Source organism: Arsenophonus sp. aPb, assembly GCF_029873475.1.
GTDB lineage: Bacteria > Pseudomonadota > Gammaproteobacteria > Enterobacterales > Enterobacteriaceae > Arsenophonus.
The window spans coordinates 17,904-35,939 of the sequence record NZ_CP123499.1; the positions used below are offsets into that span (position 1 = coordinate 17,904).

Consider the following 18,036-nt stretch of genomic DNA (forward strand, 5'->3'; position numbering starts at 1 on the left):
AATACCTCTTTAAAAATTAACATATTAATGTTCTTTCCCATTTAGCTTGCGTTATCAAGCAACTGCGAACATCACATATAGCCCTAGACCAACAGCAATCATCGGAATGGCATCAACTAAGCCCATAACAATAAAGAACTGCGTACGTAATAGAGGAATCAAATCTGGCTGACGAGCAGCGCCTTCTAAGAATTTCCCCCCCAGGATGCCAATACCAATTGCAGCACCAATCGCTGCTAATCCCATCATTACAGCGGCAGCCATGTACAGCAGATCCATATTTAGGTTTTCCATGACAGTCTCCAGTTTGTTTCAGTTAAATAAAAAAATTTATTAGTAAGTTGAAATTAATGTTCTTCTGACGCCATCGATAAATAAACGATGGTTAGAACCATAAAAATAAAGGCTTGCAACGTAATAATCAGTATATGGAAAATCGCCCAGGGTAGGTTAAGTATCCACTGTGACCACCAAGGCAACAAAGCTGCAATAAGAATGAAGATCAATTCACCTGCATACATATTACCGAACAACCGTAAACCTAGTGATACCGGTTTAGACAGCAGACTAACACCTTCTAAAATCAAATTGATAGGAATGAAAATAGGATGATTGAATGGTTGTAAAGTTAACTCTTTCGTAAATCCACTTAATCCTTTCATTTTGATACTATAGAAAATGATCAAGATAAATACACCAATCGCCATTGACATAGTAATGCTTACATCCGCGGTTGGAACAACACGCAATGCAGGCAAACCCAGGTAATGTTCTCCGATATAAGGAAGCAAATCGATTGGCAACAAATCCATGGTATTCATTAATAACACCCAAACAAACACCGTCAAAGCTAAAGGTGCAATAACTTTGCTCTTACCATGATACATATCACGAACAGTATTATCGACAAAACCAATGACTATTTCTATTGCAGTTTGTAATTTACCAGGTACGCCACTGGTTGCATTAACAGCAATTTTTCTAAATAGCCACAAGAAGATAATTCCAAGGACAACTGAGAAAAAAAGCGAGTCAATATTTAACGTCCAAAACGTTGGATCATTGTTGTTATGGGGATCAACTAATTTGAAGGTACGCAGATCCAACTGAAGATTATTTAGATGGTGTCCTATGTAACTTCCCGCAGTCATCACTTCTCCTGATGCAGACATGATGTCTTTTACCCTTTTGTTGTTTAAAAATGATCACTATCTAATTACAGCTGGTGTAATGATGTGAATAATCAACATAGCTAAATAGGTCAAACCTAATGGCAAAAATGCTGCTTTAAATATACCCAAAGCAATTACCAATACAGTTATTGTTATAATAACTTTGACTCCCTCACCAATGGTAAAAAACCATGCAATGTGAATAGGAACATCTTTTTTCACTGCCTTTTGATAACGTATTAACAGCATAAATAAAGCATTAGGTAACCAACATGCGAACCCGCCCGCAAAAGCAGATAAGCCCCATTCTACACTATTCATGTAGAAAGCTATACTCAGGATTACAAGCGCCATTAACTGAAATAACAACAGTTTTAAAGCAATTTTACCGTTGTAGAGTGATACAGACATGACTCTTATATTTTCTCCCAGTATTTTGAATCTTAAATTGCAGAGTGCGTATAAAACTGCCTTTGCTCAAGAGTGTCAAGAGACAAAAACCTGCAAATTATACGACCCAAAAAAATGAATTCAATCTATAAGTAGCGAAAACGTGAACAAATATTTAAATTTTTCGATCCAACACGAAAATAAACAAATTTAAGTCAATTTAATTACCATTATTTAATTATATTAATTTTTAAAATATGATCTTTATCACATTTTAATGTGGTTAATTACTTACTTAAAAAGAAATAGAGTAAAAAAAATCGAAAAATCAAAGATAAAAAATTAACTCTGAAATACTAATTATTTTTTATTGAAAATAAATAGGAAAAATACATTTAGATATTTTTATGTAACTAATTAATAATAAGAAGAATACAATATAACTATTTTCCTTTTTGGTTACCTAAATGTAACAAAGAAGTTAATATTATTTGTTTTTAAAATTTTAATACAAAAAATAACAGTAACATTTAAAATTTTATTTTTTTGACTAAAAATGTCACTTTTTTTGATCAAAAACAAAATTAATTGAACCCTAAAATCACTAAATGTCGCTGTTCATGAAGGCCAGGTACATCCAACGAAATAATTTTATTTAGTTTAAAATTAGCAGGAAAAGTTGATATTTCACTTGCGGAAAGTGTACCTTTAAGTGCGTAGAATTGTCCTCCATTTTGCTTCGGAAGATGCTGACACCATGAAAGCATATCCTGTATTGAAGCAAATGCCCGGCTTATTATGCCATCAAATTTTTCTACCGGTTGGTACTGTTCAACTCGTTTTTGGATAGGCTCTATGTTTTTAAGCATCAATTCATGTTGTATTTGTCGCAAAAATCTGACCCGTTTTCCCAAACTATCTAACAGTGTGAAATGAGCATTGGGGCGAACAATAGCAAGTGGTATACCCGGTAATCCTGGACCTGTTCCTACATCAATAAATCGTTTACCAACAAGATATTTATCAACAATTATGCTGTCCAAAATATGACGAATAATCATTTGTTCAGGTGATCTAATTGAAGTTAAATTATATGCTTTATTCCATTTATTTAATAATTCAATATAGGCAATGAGCTGTTGTATTTGCTGATCGGTCAAAATAATATCTGTTTTATCTAATAAAGTTTTAAAATAGGTTACTAAGCTCATTTTAAGCACTCCGACGTAATAAACCTTGTTTTTTTAACCAGACTAATAATATGGATATTGCGGCTGGTGTAATACCTGATATACGCGATGCTTGACCAATAGAACTAGGTTTATGATCATTGAGCTTAGCAATGACTTCATTAGAAAGGCCGGTAATTTGCTTGTAATCTAAATTAGTCGGTAATGTTGTATTTTCATTACGGAGTTGTCTTTCTATTTCTTCTTGTTGACGAATAATATAACCTTCATACTTTACTTGAATTTCAACTTGATTTGTAACTTGAGGATCATCAATTGCAGGTGAAAAATATTTTAATGAAGTAAGTAATTTGTAACTCATTTCAGGACGTCGTAGTAAATCTTCGCCATTCGATTCTTTTGAAAGCGGAACAGCTAACACTTTATTAAGATCACTGATTTTATCTGAATTAGGATGTAACCAAAGGTTACGCAATCGTTGACGTTCTTGTTCTATTAATTCAACTTTACGACAAAATTTTTGCCAACGATTTTCATCAATTAAACCAAGTTGATAGCCTTTTTCAGTTAAACGAAGATCAGCGTTGTCTTCACGTAGCATGAGACGATATTCTGCTCGTGAAGTAAACATTCGATACGGTTCTTTAGTTCCTAATGTACAAAGATCATCAACTAAAACACCAATGTAAGCTTGATCACGACGAGGGAACCATCCCTCTTGTTCAAAAGCGTAACGAGCTGCATTAAGTCCAGCTAATAATCCTTGTGCTCCTGCTTCTTCATAACCAGTCGTTCCATTGATCTGGCCAGCAAAAAATAATCCTTTGATAAATTTACTTTCTAAAGTTGGTTTTAAATCCCGAGGATCAAAAAAATCATATTCAATAGCATATCCCGGTCGAATAATACGAGCATTTTCTAGACCTTTCATCGAATGTATAATTTGCATTTGTACATCAAAAGGCAAACTAGTAGAAATTCCATTAGGATAAATTTCATTACTTGTTAGTCCTTCTGGCTCAAGGAAGATTTGATGTGCTGAACGATCCGCAAACCGCATAACTTTATCTTCAATAGAAGGGCAGTAGCGAGGACCTATTCCTTCAATGATACCTGCATACATAGGACTGCGATCTAAGTTATCACGAATCACCTGGTGAGTTTTTTCATTGGTATAGGTGATGTAGCAAGGTAATTGTTGTGGATGTTGCTCCGCAGATCCAATAAAAGAGAAAATGGGCGTAGGATCATCACTAAATTGCGGCGCTAATTGGGTAAAATCGATAGTTCTTGCATCTATCCTAGGCGGTGTACCTGTTTTAAGTCGATCTACCCGTAGAGGCAGTTCTCTTAACCTATGCGATAGACCAATGGCAGGAGGATCACCAGCTCTGCCACCGCTATAATTTTCTAATCCTATATGGATCTTACCGTCAAGGAAGGTGCCTACGGTTAGTACAACAGATTTTGCGTGAAATTTTAATCCCATTCGGGTTATCACGCCAATAATTTTATCGTTTTCTACGATCAGGTCTTCAACAGCTTGTTGAAAGATCATTAGATTATTTTGATTTTCTAGTGCTGTCCTAATCGCTTGCTTGTAAAGTATGCGATCAGTTTGAGCTCTTGTTGCTTGTACTGCTGGCCCTTTACTTGCATTGAGCGTCCTAAATTGGATCCCTGCTTTGTCAGTTGCAATAGCCATAATGCCACCTAAGGCATCAATTTCTTTAACCAGATGTCCTTTACCTATTCCTCCGATAGCTGGATTGCATGACATTTGACCCAACGTATCAATATTATGGGTTAGAAGTAAAGTTTGCCGTCCCATACGAGCAGCAGCCATAGCTGCTTCAGTACCAGCGTGGCCCCCACCAATAATAATGACGTCAAATTGATCTGGGTAAAACATGTATGAACCTTAGTGTTAGATATGACTTGGGGAATGAATTTTACTCGAGTTTTGCAAAGAGGCAAGTTATATGACCCTTGCTTAATATAAATAAGATCTTTTTATTTAAAGATCTCTTTATTAGATCTTTTATTAGGATCGCGATCTTCTGTGGATAACCGTAAATACCCTAAGAAGATCATTATGTTGTTTATGATCTTTAGCTGTGAATGATAAGTGATCCTACTCCGTATAAGCTGGGATTAATATAGCTAGTTATACACAACGATTCCTAACATTTAAGCTTATACTCTGGATAACTACTGGTTACCCCCTACTTTTAAGCAAAGTTATCCACATTTATTTGGGTTTTATTTATTCAAAACGATAATATTATCTTTCCATTTTTCGATCCAAATTTCTGCGGGTTCTTCTGGCACATCATATTCTTGAATATCAATCTCTAATGGTTCTCCTACGCGTTTTGCATGATGATCCTTTAGTAGTTTATCTAATGTATGGATTGCCCCACAAAAAGTATCATATTCCTTGCTACCTATCCCTATCGCACCATAACTAATCTGGCTAAGATCCGGTTTTTCTTCGCTTATCTCTTTTGCTAAAGGTTGTATATTTTCAGGTAGATCTCCTGCTCCATGGGTAGAGCATACAATTAACCAAATACCTTTTGTTGGTAGATCTTTTAAGGATGGACCATAGGTGACTTCAGTGTCGAAACCAGATTTTTCCAATATTTCAGCAATATGTTCAGCCACATATTCAGCACTGCCCATAGTGCTACCTGTTATCAATGTTACTTTTGTCATTATGAACCTCATTATTTAAAACTATACTATTGTATGTTGTGAATGAGTTGGGATCTACCTGTGGATAATATGGTTATTATATTTTTTATGGATTAATAGTACGCATTATTGGATTTTGTAAAGAGATCAAGGTTTCAGTAGATTGGATCTCATCAATTGTTTGTATCTTGTTGATAAGTACGTCTTGTAATGAATCAATCGATCGACACATTACCTTGATAAATATACTATATTGTCCGGTTGTGTAGTAGACTTCAACCACTTCGTCTAGTTCATCAAGTTTTTTCAGGGCAGTATGATAGTCTTTTGCGCTTTTTAAAATAATGCCGATAAAGCAACAGACATCAAAACCTAGTCGTTTCACACTAATATCTACCCGCGTTCCTACAATGATCCCTGCTTGTTTCATTTTTTCGACTCGGACATGTATCGTACCAGGACTTACCGCAAATTTTTTAGCCATTTCAGCGTAAGGGATCCGTGCATTTTTCATTAGTTCATTAAGTATGTCACGATCCAGATTATCGATCTGATAATTTTCAACCATTTTAAAACACCATTTTTAGCGATTATCTATTTTTAAGGGATATATTTTGGATATTATAAATCATAATGACTTTTTTTTGTTAAGTATATTGAATTTGTGACCTGATCTATTGCTTAATCTGTATAACAAAGCAAATAATGCTACTGATTATGGGGTAAGAAAATGGAAAAGTCATTCATCGAAAAACAACAACAAATTAGTTTTGTTAAGTCATATTTTTCACGTTTATTAGAAAAAGAGTTAGCTTTAATTGAAGTTCAAGCACCTATCTTAAGTCGTCTCGGTGATGGGGTTCAGGATAACCTTTCTGGTCGTGAAAAAGCAGTGCAAGTTAAAGTAAAATCGATGCCAGATTCTGTTTTTGAAGTTGTACACTCATTGGCTAAATGGAAACGTAAAACGTTAGGCCGTTTTGATTTTAAACCCGGACAAGGGATTTATACACATATGAGAGCATTGCGTCCAGATGAAGAGCGTTTAACACCTATTCACTCTGTATTTGTAGATCAGTGGGATTGGGAAACAGTAATGCTTAAGGATGAGCGCTCTCTTGAATATTTAAAACAGACAGTAATTAAAATTTATCAAGCCATAAAGGAAACAGAGAAAGCAGTTAACACAGAATTTGGTTTAGAGTCATTCTTACCTGAGCAAATTCATTTTATTCATAGTGAAGAACTATTACAACGCTATCCTGATCTTGATGCTAAAGGAAGAGAACGTGAAATAGCTAAAGAATTAGGTGCAGTTTTTCTTATTGGTATTGGTGGAAAACTATCCAATGGTTTTGTTCACGATGTACGTGCTCCTGATTATGATGATTGGACAACACCTAACAGTGAAGGGTTTGCCGGTTTAAATGGTGATATTATTGTTTGGAACCCTGTATTACAGGATGCATTTGAAATTTCTTCGATGGGGATCCGTGTTAATACAGAATCCCTTATGCGCCAATTAGCAATAACGGGTCATGAAGATAGAATGTCTTTTGAGTGGCATCAAGCACTGGTAAAAGGCCATATGCCGCAAACAATAGGTGGTGGTATCGGACAATCTCGTTTAATAATGTTATTACTGCAGAAAAAGCATATTGGTCAAGTTCAATGTGGTGTCTGGTCAGCGGAAAGCCACGCAGTCATTGCTGATATGCTGTAATTATTTACAATAGCGTATTAATCGACTTTTTAGCCCGGTATCAAAATGCCAGATATAATCGAAAATGTTTAGGATACCGGGTTTTCCATATTTAGATAATGTAACAGCATGAAAGCGTTGTTGTTGAGTTTGGTGAATTTTTATTCTTTTTATTAAATTATCAGGTAGCCGTTGAGCAATAAAATCTGAAATTACAACCACATCTGAATCTTTCCATTGTTGTTGTTGCATTTTTTCTAAACATTTATTTAAACAGGCCGCTAAATCGGTTCCTCCACTAAATGTTTGATTAAGAAATTGCATTAATTGCTCTAATCCATCAATATTTAGTAAATCGTAATGAATAACTTCCATGGAAAATAGAATAATGTGACACTGACGGTTGTCATTCATGGCTATTTTCATTAAAGCAAGACAGAAAGCTTTAGCACAATGCTCATTAAATTTTCCCATTGAACCTGAAGTGTCAATGCATACAATGAATGGCCCTTTTAGTTGTTGTTGTTTTTGATGCTTAATAGTTGGACGTAATATTTTTCGTTGCTGCCAATTATCGCCTTGTAGCCGGTATGTGAGTAACTGTTTTTCGACTAATTTGCGATAAAATTCAAATTCAAGTTCTTCTAATCCAAGCAAAGCTAATTCACTTGGTAAAAGACGCAAAATATCATTACCGTGGTTTATACCACTAATTTGCTCTGGTATTTGGTCAGGTATTTTTTCCACAGAGATTATTGACTCTAACATTTGTTGTTGTTTTTGTTTAGATTTCAACGATTGGCTTCTACCTAAAAGTTCGGCTAATTTTTCTAATTCAGGTTGTTGTTGTAAAAAATGACTATACTGAATTAACAATTGAATATTATTAGAAGATTGCGTTAAAACTCCTTTACTGATATTCCATAATTTACCAGCAGAATGATTATTTTGATTAAAAATTTCTATCAAATTTCCGGTTAATTTCAATCGTTGCTCTAATTCAGCCAATAATTGTTCTTTTTCTTGCTCTAATATCAGTTTATTAAACGTTGTCACTTCAATAATAAGGTTAAGACGCCAACGTTGAATAAATAGCGATTGTCCAGCGGGATCATGAGATATTCTTTCCTGTAAGTAATTAGCTTCTTGCACAAAAGTAGAATCTATTTTTGTTAATTTATTAATAGTTACCGGAAGATTGCTAAAAAATTTTGTGGTATCAATGGCTAAATTTTGCTGATAAAGTGCAAATTCATCGGTTAATTTGATTGGCACCAAGGTCTCTTGCAATTGACGATATAAATTTTTTTTCCATGCTAAAAGATCATTTAATAAAATAGATTTTAGATTAGGATACTTTTCGAAAAAAATGACTAATTGAGGTGTGGCAAGTAATGTTAAAACAATTTCTTCTATTAGCTCCATCTCATTAATGGAGAGTAACATATCAATCGTAGTTATATTTAACATAGATTATTTGCTCATCATCTGCTTTCTTAATTGAGATAATTTATCTGTTAGAGTTAAAAAGCTTTGCTCAATAGTTGCTAGCCAATGATTTTCAATAAAAAAACAAGGCTGATGATGACTAAATAAAGATTTTTGTTGTTGAATTAAATGATTAAGTTGTTCAAGTTTTTCCAACCATTTATTATCTAATTTATTTTCATCCATTTTTTCGTTTAAATAAACTGTTGATGATTTTCTACTTGCATCCAGCACTTGCAATTGATTTTTGCTATTAACTTGCGCTGAAATTAATTGAGGATAACCAATGCCATTAAGTTGAGCAGAAATTTTTCCTTTGTTTAATGTATCGTTGATTGAACTCTTATCTATGGTAATAGAAATAACTTTTATATTATGTAAAACAAGCGGGGTATGTAAAAATAATGTTATGTTTTTTTCATTAATTTGCTTGGATACAGAATAATATGGAATGCGATTGAATAGACGATTTTCTTTCTTTAATTTAAAAGCGGTTTTATTGTTATTAATTTGAGTTGATTGCTGCCAATCATTATGTAGATCATCTATTTTTTTATTGATAGCTTGTTGTTGCCAACCTTCTTCTATTAATAATGTAGTAATTAATTGTGGCAATAGCTGAAGGCCTTGCAGATCATGCCAAAGGCAATCTTTAAATAAAATAATATCTAAAGGTGATATTGCATCACGCCCATTAAAGAAAGCGCTAGCTTGGAGTAAGTGAATCGCTTTTTTCCACCGCCGATCAGAAATATAAGGTGATGGAACTAAATTATCAATTTGTTGCCTTAATTGATAAATTATTTCAAAGCAATCATCAGGTAGTTTTATTTGGCAAATTTTTACTTGACATTCTTCATATTCTTCATTACTTATTTGTAGTTGTTTGGGAACAATATTTTCATTTTCTTCTTTTTTACTATTTAATAATGCCCTAAAATTCTGTTTTTTCTGAACCTTATTTAGCCATAAACGAATAAGCATACGATCATATAAAGCTTCAAGACTACTATCTGATTCTGGTAGCTCATTGGAAGCAGTCACAAGTAAGCGCATGGGAATATTTTCTTCGTGAAAGCCATTTCTAAACTTTTTTTCGTTAATTGCCGTTAACAGCGTATTTAATATAGCAGGGCCGGCTTTCCAAATTTCGTCAAGGAAAATAATTTCGGCATTAGGTAAATAGCCAGTCGTTAAACGCTGATAACGTCCTTCTTCTTTTAATGCTTGAATGGAAAGAGGACCGAAAATTTCTTCTGGCGTTGAAAAACGAGTCATTAGATATTCAAACGAATTAACAGTTTTAAAGGCTTGCTTTATCCGCCTGGCTATCATACTTTTAGCAATACCGGGTGGACCTAGTAGAAAAACACTTTCTCCGGATAATGCGGCTAATAAACAGAGGCGAATAGTATGCTGCCGTTCATATAGACCAGTTTCTAGGTAGTTACTCAATTGAGCGATGCGTTCAGCTAATTGCATATACTCTTCTCCTGTTAAAAAAGAATTATTGCAAATTAATTTATTGAATTTTAGTAAATGCAATAAAAAAAAATAAACATAATTTATTTTAGGTTTGTTCTATTTACATGAAATGTTTACTGTTGGGGATCTTTTTTATTAATTAAATTTTGTCCATCTTCTTGCTGTAACAGAATGAAAATAAATGAAGAAGAAAGCGTAATTATACCTATAGTAATAAATGTATAATGAAAATTATCAATATGATCACCATAAGGTAGCGACTCAAAAAAATGTAAAATTGCGGCGCTACTCGCAATACCAAAACTGATAGCAAGTTGTTGGGTTACAGCTAACAAACTATTACCAGAACTGGCATTGTTTTCAGTTAAATCCGCTAGCGTAAGTGTATTCATAGCTGTGAATTGAGTAGACATTGCTGCTCCCAGTAAAAATAAAGGAATTATCAAAAAATAAATTGGCATATTAGGTGATTGCAATGAAAATTGAGTAATAATTAAACCAATAATAAATGTTATTGTAAAAAGTGTTTTTTTATAGCCATAGTTAGTTAATATTTTTGTCACAACAGATTTTGCCGATATAGAGCCTATCGCCATTGGAGCCATCATTAAACCAGCTATAACTGCTGGGTGTCCAAATCCTACTTGTAACATTAACGGCATTAAAAATGGAATACAGCCTGTTCCTAAACGGGTCATAATGTTACCGGCTATGCCGATAGAAAATGTTCTTGTGCTAAACAAACTTAATGGAATAATTGAATAAGAGATTTTTCTTGCGTGTAATACATAAAGAAAAAGTAAAAAAATGCCGCCCATAATTATAATTAATGGTGCATAATTAGTTAATTTTTCGTTATTAAAAAAATCTAAACTCACCGTTAACATGACAATACTAGTACCAAAAAGAATAAACCCTGTAGTATCAAAGGTACGTTTAGGCATTTTAAAGTCAGGCATATGTTTTAGTGCATATAAAATACCTAATAAACCAATAGGAATATTAATAATAAATATCCAATGCCAGCTGGTATAAGTTACTAAAAGACCACCTAGTAAAGGTCCTAATATAGGTCCAACTAATCCTGGAATAGTAACAAAATTTAAAATAGGTAGTAATTCACTGCGTGGGTAAGCTCTCAATAATGCTAAACGTGCAACAGGCATCATCATTGCACCGCCTATTCCTTGAATGATGCGAGAAAAAACCAAAAATTCTAATGATAATGACATTGCAGATAAGAAAGATCCTAAAGAAAATAGACTAACTGCAAAGATAAAAATTTTTCTTGTACCAAAGCGATCAGCTAACCATCCACTGACAGGTATAAGGAGAGCAACGGTTAATGTATAACTTATTACAGCAGATTGCATTGCTAAAGGAGAATGATTAAGACTTTTAGCTATGTCAGGCAATGCAGTATTTAAAATAGTTGCATCTAGGCTTTGCATAAAAAAAGCCATTGCGGCTATAACTGGTAGGCCAAACATATTTTGTGTTGTTTTTAACATTTAATAACCTAAAAAATAAGGTAAACCAAAATAAATCAGATTTTAAAATAGATTATCTTTTATTTATTTTAGAAAATTATAGCACTAACAGATATCTAATGAACCATTACTTATATAACTTTGTTCTAGATAATTATTTCTAAATAATTACCACTAAAAATTTAAAATTACAGAGAGCTAAAGCATAAATAAATTGTTTTGTCGAAAAAAACAGCAAACAACTCAAGTTTACAAATTATTGCTTGCTAGTCACATAAAACTCCCTATAATGCGCCCCCACTGAGTCAGTATAGAACCAATCAGTTGAAGTGGATTTTAGCGACGCAGGGTAAAGAAAAGTAGAAATAACTACTTGACTTTACAGGTGAAAAGCGTAATATACGCCACCTCGCGACTCCGGTCGCACGCTCTTTAACAATTAATCAGACAATCTGTGTGGGCACTCGCAAGACATCATCAAAAACTATTTGAAGATTAAGTCTTGAAGAGTGACAAAACAGTTAATTCATATATGAACTAATAAGCAGTAACGTTATTTTGGGCAACGGTGAAGGCAGTAAAATGTCGACAAAGTAGCAAAAAAAAGCGTTACGGCCAGTAAAACATTCTTTGAGCATCAAACTTTTAATTGAAGAGTTTGATCATGGCTCAGATTGAACGCTGGCGGCAGGCCTAACACATGCAAGTCGAGCGGCAGCGGGAGAAAGCTTGCTTTCTTGCCGGCGAGCGGCGGACGGGTGAGTAAGGTATGGGGATCTGGCCGAAGGCGGGGGATAACCACTGGAAACGGTGGCTAATACCGCATAATCTCTAAGGAGCAAAGTGGGGGACCTTCTGGCCTCACACCTTCGGATGAACCCATATGAGATTAGCTAGTAGGTGGGGTAAAGGCTCACCTAGGCGACGATCTCTAGCTGGTCTGAGAGGATGATCAGCCACACTGGGACTGAGACACGGCCCAGACTCCTACGGGAGGCAGCAGTGGGGAATATTGCACAATGGGCGCAAGCCTGATGCAGCCATGCCGCGTGTATGAAGAAGGCCTTCGGGTTGTAAAGTACTTTCAGTCGTGAGGAAGGTGTTAAGGTTAATAGTCTTAGCAATTGACGTTAGCGACAGAAGAAGCACCGGCTAACTCCGTGCCAGCAGCCGCGGTAATACGGAGGGTGCGAGCGTTAATCGGAATTACTGGGCGTAAAGGGCACGCAGGCGGTTAATTAAGTTGGATGTGAAATCCCCGGGCTTAACCTGGGAATGGCATTCAAGACTGGTTAGCTAGAGTCTTGTAGAGGGGGGTAGAATTCCATGTGTAGCGGTGAAATGCGTAGAGATGTGGAGGAATACCGGTGGCGAAGGCGGCCCCCTGGACAAAGACTGACGCTCATGTGCGAAAGCGTGGGGAGCAAACAGGATTAGATACCCTGGTAGTCCACGCTGTAAACGATGTCGATTTGGAGGTTGTGGTCATGAACTGTGGCCTCCGGAGCTAACGCGTTAAATCGACCGCCTGGGGAGTACGGCCGCAAGGTTAAAACTCAAATGAATTGACGGGGCCCGCACAAGCGGTGGAGCATGTGGTTTAATTCGATGCAACGCGAAGAACCTTACCTACTCTTGACATCCAGCGAAGCCTTTAGAGATAGAGGCGTGCCTTCGGGAGCGCTGAGACAGGTGCTGCATGGCTGTCGTCAGCTCGTGTTGTGAAATGTTGGGTTAAGTCCCGCAACGAGCGCAACCCTTATCCTTTGTTGCCATCGAGTTATGTCGGGAACTCAAAGGAGACTGCCGGTGATAAACCGGAGGAAGGTGGGGATGACGTCAAGTCATCATGGCCCTTACGAGTAGGGCTACACACGTGCTACAATGGCGTATACAGAGAGAGGCGAGCCTGCGAGGGGAAGCGGAACTCAGAAAGTACGTCGAAGTCCGGATTGGAGTCTGCAACTCGACTCCATGAAGTCGGAATCGCTAGTAATCGCGGATCAGCATGTCGCGGTGAATACGTTCCCGGGCCTTGTACACACCGCCCGTCACACCATGGGAGTGGGTTGCAAAAGAAGTAGGTAGCTTAACCTTCGGGATGGCGCTTACCACTTTGTGATTCATGACTGGGGTGAAGTCGTAACAAGGTAACCGTAGGGGAACCTGCGGTTGGATCACCTCCTTACCGAGATAGATGGAATGTGAGTGTTCACACAGATTGTCTGATGAAATCGAGAGTAAAGCCAATCTAAGATTGACTGAAGACCTTGAAGTCCCCTTCGTCTAGAGGCCTAGGACATCGCTCTTTCACGGCGGTAACAGGGGTTCGAATCCCCTAGGGACGCCACTTCGGTGATTAGAAAGGCCGCACATCAATATTTTGGTGTGTTGTGAAGCTCATGCTGGCTTGCTATGGACTTTACTCAATAATGATTAAGCCAATTCAACGAGTTGGTTTAACAATTATGCTCTTTAACAATCTGGAACAAGCTGAAAATTGAAACACACATTATTGAGAAAAATAATGTGGAGAACTCTCAAACTCCAACGTGAAGTGTATTCGCTGTCAGGAAGGCAGGCATTATGAGCGAGCAGTCAGGAATTCGAGGCGGCCAGCGCGCAGCAAGCGCAGCGTACAAAGTACGTGAGCATTGCGAGCACTGCCCAACAAAGAATTGCTGCACGCGCAGCCATAACCTATCAGAATGATAGTGAAATAAAGACATCTTCGGGTTGTGAGGTTAAGCGAACGAAGCGTACACGGTGGATGCCTAGGCAGTCAGAGGCGATGAAGGACGTGCTAATCTGCGAAAAGCGTCGGTAAGCTGATATGAAGCGTAATAGCCGGCGATGTCCGAATGGGGAAACCCAGTGCATTAATGCACTATCGTTTGATGAATTCATAGTCAAACGAGGCGAACCGGGGAACTGAAACATCTCAGTACCCCGAGGAAAAGAAATCAACCGAGATTCCCCTAGTAGCGGCGAGCGAACGGGGAGCAGCCCAGAGTCAGCATCGATATTAGTATCAGGAGAAGGGTCTGGAAAGGCCAGCAATAAAGGGTGATAGCCCCGTATCCGAAGATGTTAGTATTGTGAGCTCGAAGAGTAGGGCGGGACACGTGTTATCCTGTCTGAATATGGGGGGACCATCCTCCAAGGCTAAATACTCCTGACTGACCGATAGTGAACCAGTACCGTGAGGGAAAGGCGAAAAGAACCCCGGCGAGGGGAGTGAAAAAGAACCTGAAACCGTGTACGTACAAGCAGTGGGAGCCCCACCACCAAAGTATTTCTGCACGCTGTTTGGCGGTTGGCGGAGGAGCGTAGCGACGCCCAACCAATCCAATCAAGCAGTGTAAGTCCCAACGAATCAAGGCGCGTGATTTAGATTGAATCAGGTAAAATCTGATTTAAGACGCATCAGGCCAATTGACTGGGATGGGGTGGGTTGCCGAAGGCAACCGCCGCAAAGTACGGAGTACTTTGGGGTGGGGTGACTGCGTACCTTTTGTATAATGGGTCAGCGACTTATATTCTGTAGCAAGGTTAACCGCATAGGGGAGCCGTAGGGAAACCGAGTCTTAACTGGGCGTTAAGTTGCAGGGTATAGACCCGAAACCCGGTGATCTAGCCATGGGCAGGTTGAAGGTTGGGTAACACTAACTGGAGGACCGAACCGACTAATGTTGAAAAATTAGCGGATGACTTGTGGCTGGGGGTGAAAGGCCAATCAAACCGGGAGATAGCTGGTTCTCCCCGAAAGCTATTTAGGTAGCGCCTCGTGAATTCATCTTTGGGGGTAGAGCACTGTTTCGGCTAGGGGGTCATCCCGACTTACCAACCCGATGCAAACTACGAATACCGAAGAATGTTATCACGGGAGACACACGGCGGGTGCTAACGTCCGTCGTGAAGAGGGAAACAACCCAGACCGCCAGCTAAGGTCCCAAAGTCATGGTTAAGTGGGAAACGAAGTGGGAAGGCTTAGACAGCCAGGATGTTGGCTTAGAAGCAGCCATCATTTAAAGAAAGCGTAATAGCTCACTGGTCGAGTCGGCCTGCGCGGAAGATGTAACGGGGCTAAACCATGCACCGAAGCTGCGGCAGCAACAGCAATGTTGTTGGGTAGGGGAGCGTTCTGTAAGCCGTCGAAGGTGGACTGAGAGGTCTGCTGGAGGTATCAGAAGTGCGAATGCTGACATAAGTAACGATAAAGCGGGTGAAAAACCCGCTCGCCGAAAGACCAAGGGTTCCTGTCCAACGTTAATCGGGGCAGGGTAAGTCGACCCCTAAGGCGAGGCTGAAAAGCGTAGTCGATGGGAAACGGGTTAATATTCCCGTACTAAGGGTTACTGCGAAGGGGGGACGGAGAAGGCTAGGCTATCCGGGCGACGGTTGTCCCGGTTTAAGCGTGTAGGTGGGTCGTGCAGGCAAATCCGCATGGCTATAACACTGAGGCGTGATGACGAGCCACCAAGGTGGTGAAGTAGTTGATGCCAAGCTTCCAGGAAAAGCCTCTAAGCGATAGGTAACCGTTAATCGTACCCCAAACCGACACAGGTGGTTAGGTAGAGAATACTCAGGCGCTTGAGAGAACTCGGGTGAAGGAACTAGGCAAAATGGTGCCGTAACTTCGGGAGAAGGCACGCTGGCGTTAGGTGAAGTGGTTCGCCCATGGAGCTGAAGCCAGTCGCAGATACCAGCTGGCTGCAACTGTTTATTAAAAACACAGCACTGTGCAAACACGAAAGTGGACGTATACGGTGTGACGCCTGCCCGGTGCTGGAAGGTTAATTGATGGGGTAAGCCGTAAGGCGAAGCTCTTGATCGAAGCCCCAGTAAACGGCGGCCGTAACTATAACGGTCCTAAGGTAGCGAAATTCCTTGTCGGGTAAGTTCCGACCTGCACGAATGGCGTAATGATGGCCAGGCTGTCTCCACCCGAGACTCAGTGAAATTGAACTCGCTGTGAAGATGCAGTGTACCCGCGGCAAGACGGAAAGACCCCGTGAACCTTTACTATAGCTTGACACTGAACATTGAGCCTTGATGTGTAGGATAGGTGGGAGGCTTTGAAGTGTGGACGCCAGTTCGCATGGAGCCAACGTTGAAATACCACCCTTTAATGTTTGATGTTCTAACTTAGGCCCGTAATCCGGGCTGAGGACAGTGTCTGGTGGGTAGTTTGACTGGGGCGGTCTCCTCCCAAAGCGTAACGGAGGAGCACGAAGGTTGGCTAATCACGGTCGGACATCGTGAGGTTAGTGCAAAGGCATAAGCCAGCTTGACTGCGAGCGTGACGGCGCGAGCAGGTACGAAAGTAGGTCTTAGTGATCCGGTGGTTCTGAATGGAAGGGCCATCGCTCAACGGATAAAAGGTACTCCGGGGATAACAGGCTGATACCGCCCAAGAGTTCATATCGACGGCGGTGTTTGGCACCTCGATGTCGGCTCATCACATCCTGGGGCTGAAGTAGGTCCCAAGGGTATGGCTGTTCGCCATTTAAAGTGGTACGCGAGCTGGGTTTAGAACGTCGTGAGACAGTTCGGTCCCTATCTGTCGTGGGCGAAGGAAGATTGAGGGGGGCTGCTCCTAGTACGAGAGGACCGGAGTGGACGCACCACTGGTGTACAGGTTGTCATGCCAATGGCATAGCCTGGTAGCTAAGTGCGGAAGAGATAACCGCTGAAAGCATCTAAGCGGGAAACTTGCCTCAAGATGAGTCTTCCCTGACAGCAATGTCCTATAAGGGGTGTTCGAGACGAGGACGTAGATAGGCTGGGTGTGTAAGCGTAGCGATACGTTGAGCTAACCAGTACTAATGACCCGAGAGGCTTAACCTGACAACACCGAAGGTGTTTTGAGAAGAGAGAAGAAATTTTAGCTTGTTCGGAGATTGACTCCTGTAGGAATTTACGTGAATGGCAGTGAGCTGGCGCTAGGTGCATACTGAGGTATGTGAATGAGGCGAAAGGCTGGCCGAGATAGCAGCGTAATGAAACAGGATAGCGAAAAAAGAATTTGTCTGGCGGCAATAGCGCGGTGGTCCCACCTGACCCCATGCCGAACTCAGAAGTGAAATGCCGTAGCGCCGATGGTAGTGTGGGGTCTCCCCATGTGAGAGTAGGGAGCTGCCAGACTTTAATTTAATGCTAATAGCTAAGGCTGTTAGTGAAATAAATATATGATAGAACAGTTTGGTTAGTCGTTATTTATCTATAAATTTAATTATTAATTCGATTAATGCACTGCTTAAACGTTCGATAGAATATAAATAGAAAAGAATTTGCTTAGTAGCTATAGCGCGGTAGCTCCACCTGATCCCATGCCGAACTCAGAAGTGAAATGCCGTAGTGCCGATGGTAGTGTGGGGTCTCCCCATGTGAGAGTAGGGAACTGCTAAGCTTAAAATATC

General features: G+C 39.3%; 11 protein-coding genes, 1 tRNA gene and 4 rRNA genes. 6 read left to right on the forward strand and 10 right to left on the reverse strand.

The annotated features are described in order from the left end of the window. Window positions 1-54: 54 nt before the first annotated feature. From atpE to asnC, 7 genes are all read right to left on the reverse strand, one after another. Window positions 55-294: a F0F1 ATP synthase subunit C gene (atpE, locus tag QE177_RS00075; protein WP_000429386.1), complete on the reverse strand. Its 240-nt coding sequence runs from the start codon at window positions 292-294 to the stop codon at window positions 55-57. A gap of 53 nt (window positions 295-347) precedes the next feature. Then, a complete protein-coding gene (gene atpB, locus QE177_RS00080) occupies window positions 348-1,172 on the reverse strand; it encodes a F0F1 ATP synthase subunit A (protein WP_280550735.1) in 825 nt (274 codons plus the stop codon). Window positions 1,173-1,208: 36 nt separating this feature from the next. After that, a complete protein-coding gene (atpI, locus tag QE177_RS00085) occupies window positions 1,209-1,583 on the reverse strand; it encodes a F0F1 ATP synthase subunit I (protein ID WP_280550737.1) in 375 nt (124 codons plus the stop codon). Window positions 1,584-2,146: 563 nt separating this feature from the next. Beyond that, a complete protein-coding gene (gene rsmG, locus QE177_RS00090; protein ID WP_280550739.1) occupies window positions 2,147-2,773 on the reverse strand; it encodes a 16S rRNA (guanine(527)-N(7))-methyltransferase RsmG in 627 nt (208 codons plus the stop codon). Window position 2,774: 1 nt separating this feature from the next. Continuing rightward, window positions 2,775-4,664, reverse strand: a complete 1,890-nt coding sequence (gene mnmG / locus QE177_RS00095) for a tRNA uridine-5-carboxymethylaminomethyl(34) synthesis enzyme MnmG (RefSeq protein WP_280550741.1) — start codon at window positions 4,662-4,664, stop codon at window positions 2,775-2,777. Window positions 4,665-5,014: 350 nt separating this feature from the next. After that, a complete protein-coding gene (gene mioC / locus QE177_RS00100) occupies window positions 5,015-5,470 on the reverse strand; it encodes an FMN-binding protein MioC (protein ID WP_280550742.1) in 456 nt (151 codons plus the stop codon). 85 nt (window positions 5,471-5,555) lie between these two features. Further along, window positions 5,556-6,017 (reverse strand): transcriptional regulator AsnC, encoded by a 462-nt coding sequence (gene asnC / locus QE177_RS00105; RefSeq protein ID WP_280550743.1) that lies wholly within the window; start codon window positions 6,015-6,017, stop codon window positions 5,556-5,558. A gap of 162 nt (window positions 6,018-6,179) precedes the next feature. Between asnC and asnA the strand changes: the two genes are divergently transcribed. After that, window positions 6,180-7,172: an aspartate--ammonia ligase gene (gene asnA / locus QE177_RS00110; protein WP_280550744.1), complete on the forward strand. Its 993-nt coding sequence runs from the start codon at window positions 6,180-6,182 to the stop codon at window positions 7,170-7,172. Here the strand turns inward: asnA and viaA are convergent, their stop codons facing one another. The 3 genes from viaA to mdtD all read right to left on the reverse strand — a co-directional run bounded on the left by viaA (window position 7,173) and on the right by mdtD (window position 11,635). Further along, a complete protein-coding gene (gene viaA, locus QE177_RS00115; RefSeq protein WP_280550746.1) occupies window positions 7,173-8,621 on the reverse strand; it encodes an ATPase RavA stimulator ViaA in 1,449 nt (482 codons plus the stop codon). 3 nt (window positions 8,622-8,624) lie between these two features. Next, window positions 8,625-10,121 (reverse strand): ATPase RavA, encoded by a 1,497-nt coding sequence (gene ravA / locus QE177_RS00120; RefSeq protein ID WP_280550747.1) that lies wholly within the window; start codon window positions 10,119-10,121, stop codon window positions 8,625-8,627. 116 nt (window positions 10,122-10,237) lie between these two features. Further along, window positions 10,238-11,635 carry a multidrug transporter subunit MdtD gene (gene mdtD / locus QE177_RS00125; protein WP_280550749.1) on the reverse strand — a complete coding sequence of 466 codons (1,398 nt, stop codon included), beginning with the start codon at window positions 11,633-11,635 and terminating at the stop codon, window positions 10,238-10,240. 625 nt (window positions 11,636-12,260) lie between these two features. On the opposite strand from mdtD, the gene QE177_RS00130 reads away from it, so the two are divergent. From QE177_RS00130 to rrf (QE177_RS00150), 5 genes are all read left to right on the forward strand, one after another. Then, window positions 12,261-13,802, forward strand: a 16S ribosomal RNA gene (locus tag QE177_RS00130). Window positions 13,803-13,889: 87 nt separating this feature from the next. After that, window positions 13,890-13,964, forward strand: a tRNA-Glu gene (locus QE177_RS00135). 392 nt (window positions 13,965-14,356) lie between these two features. Further along, a 23S ribosomal RNA gene (locus tag QE177_RS00140) occupies window positions 14,357-17,464 on the forward strand. Window positions 17,465-17,645: 181 nt separating this feature from the next. Further along, window positions 17,646-17,761 (forward strand): 5S ribosomal RNA (rrf, locus tag QE177_RS00145). A 149-nt stretch (window positions 17,762-17,910) separates the two neighbouring features. Continuing rightward, window positions 17,911-18,026, forward strand: a 5S ribosomal RNA gene (gene rrf / locus QE177_RS00150). The 16S, 23S and 5S rRNA genes sit together here with 1 tRNA gene alongside, the layout of an rRNA operon. Window positions 18,027-18,036: the final 10 nt, after the last annotated feature.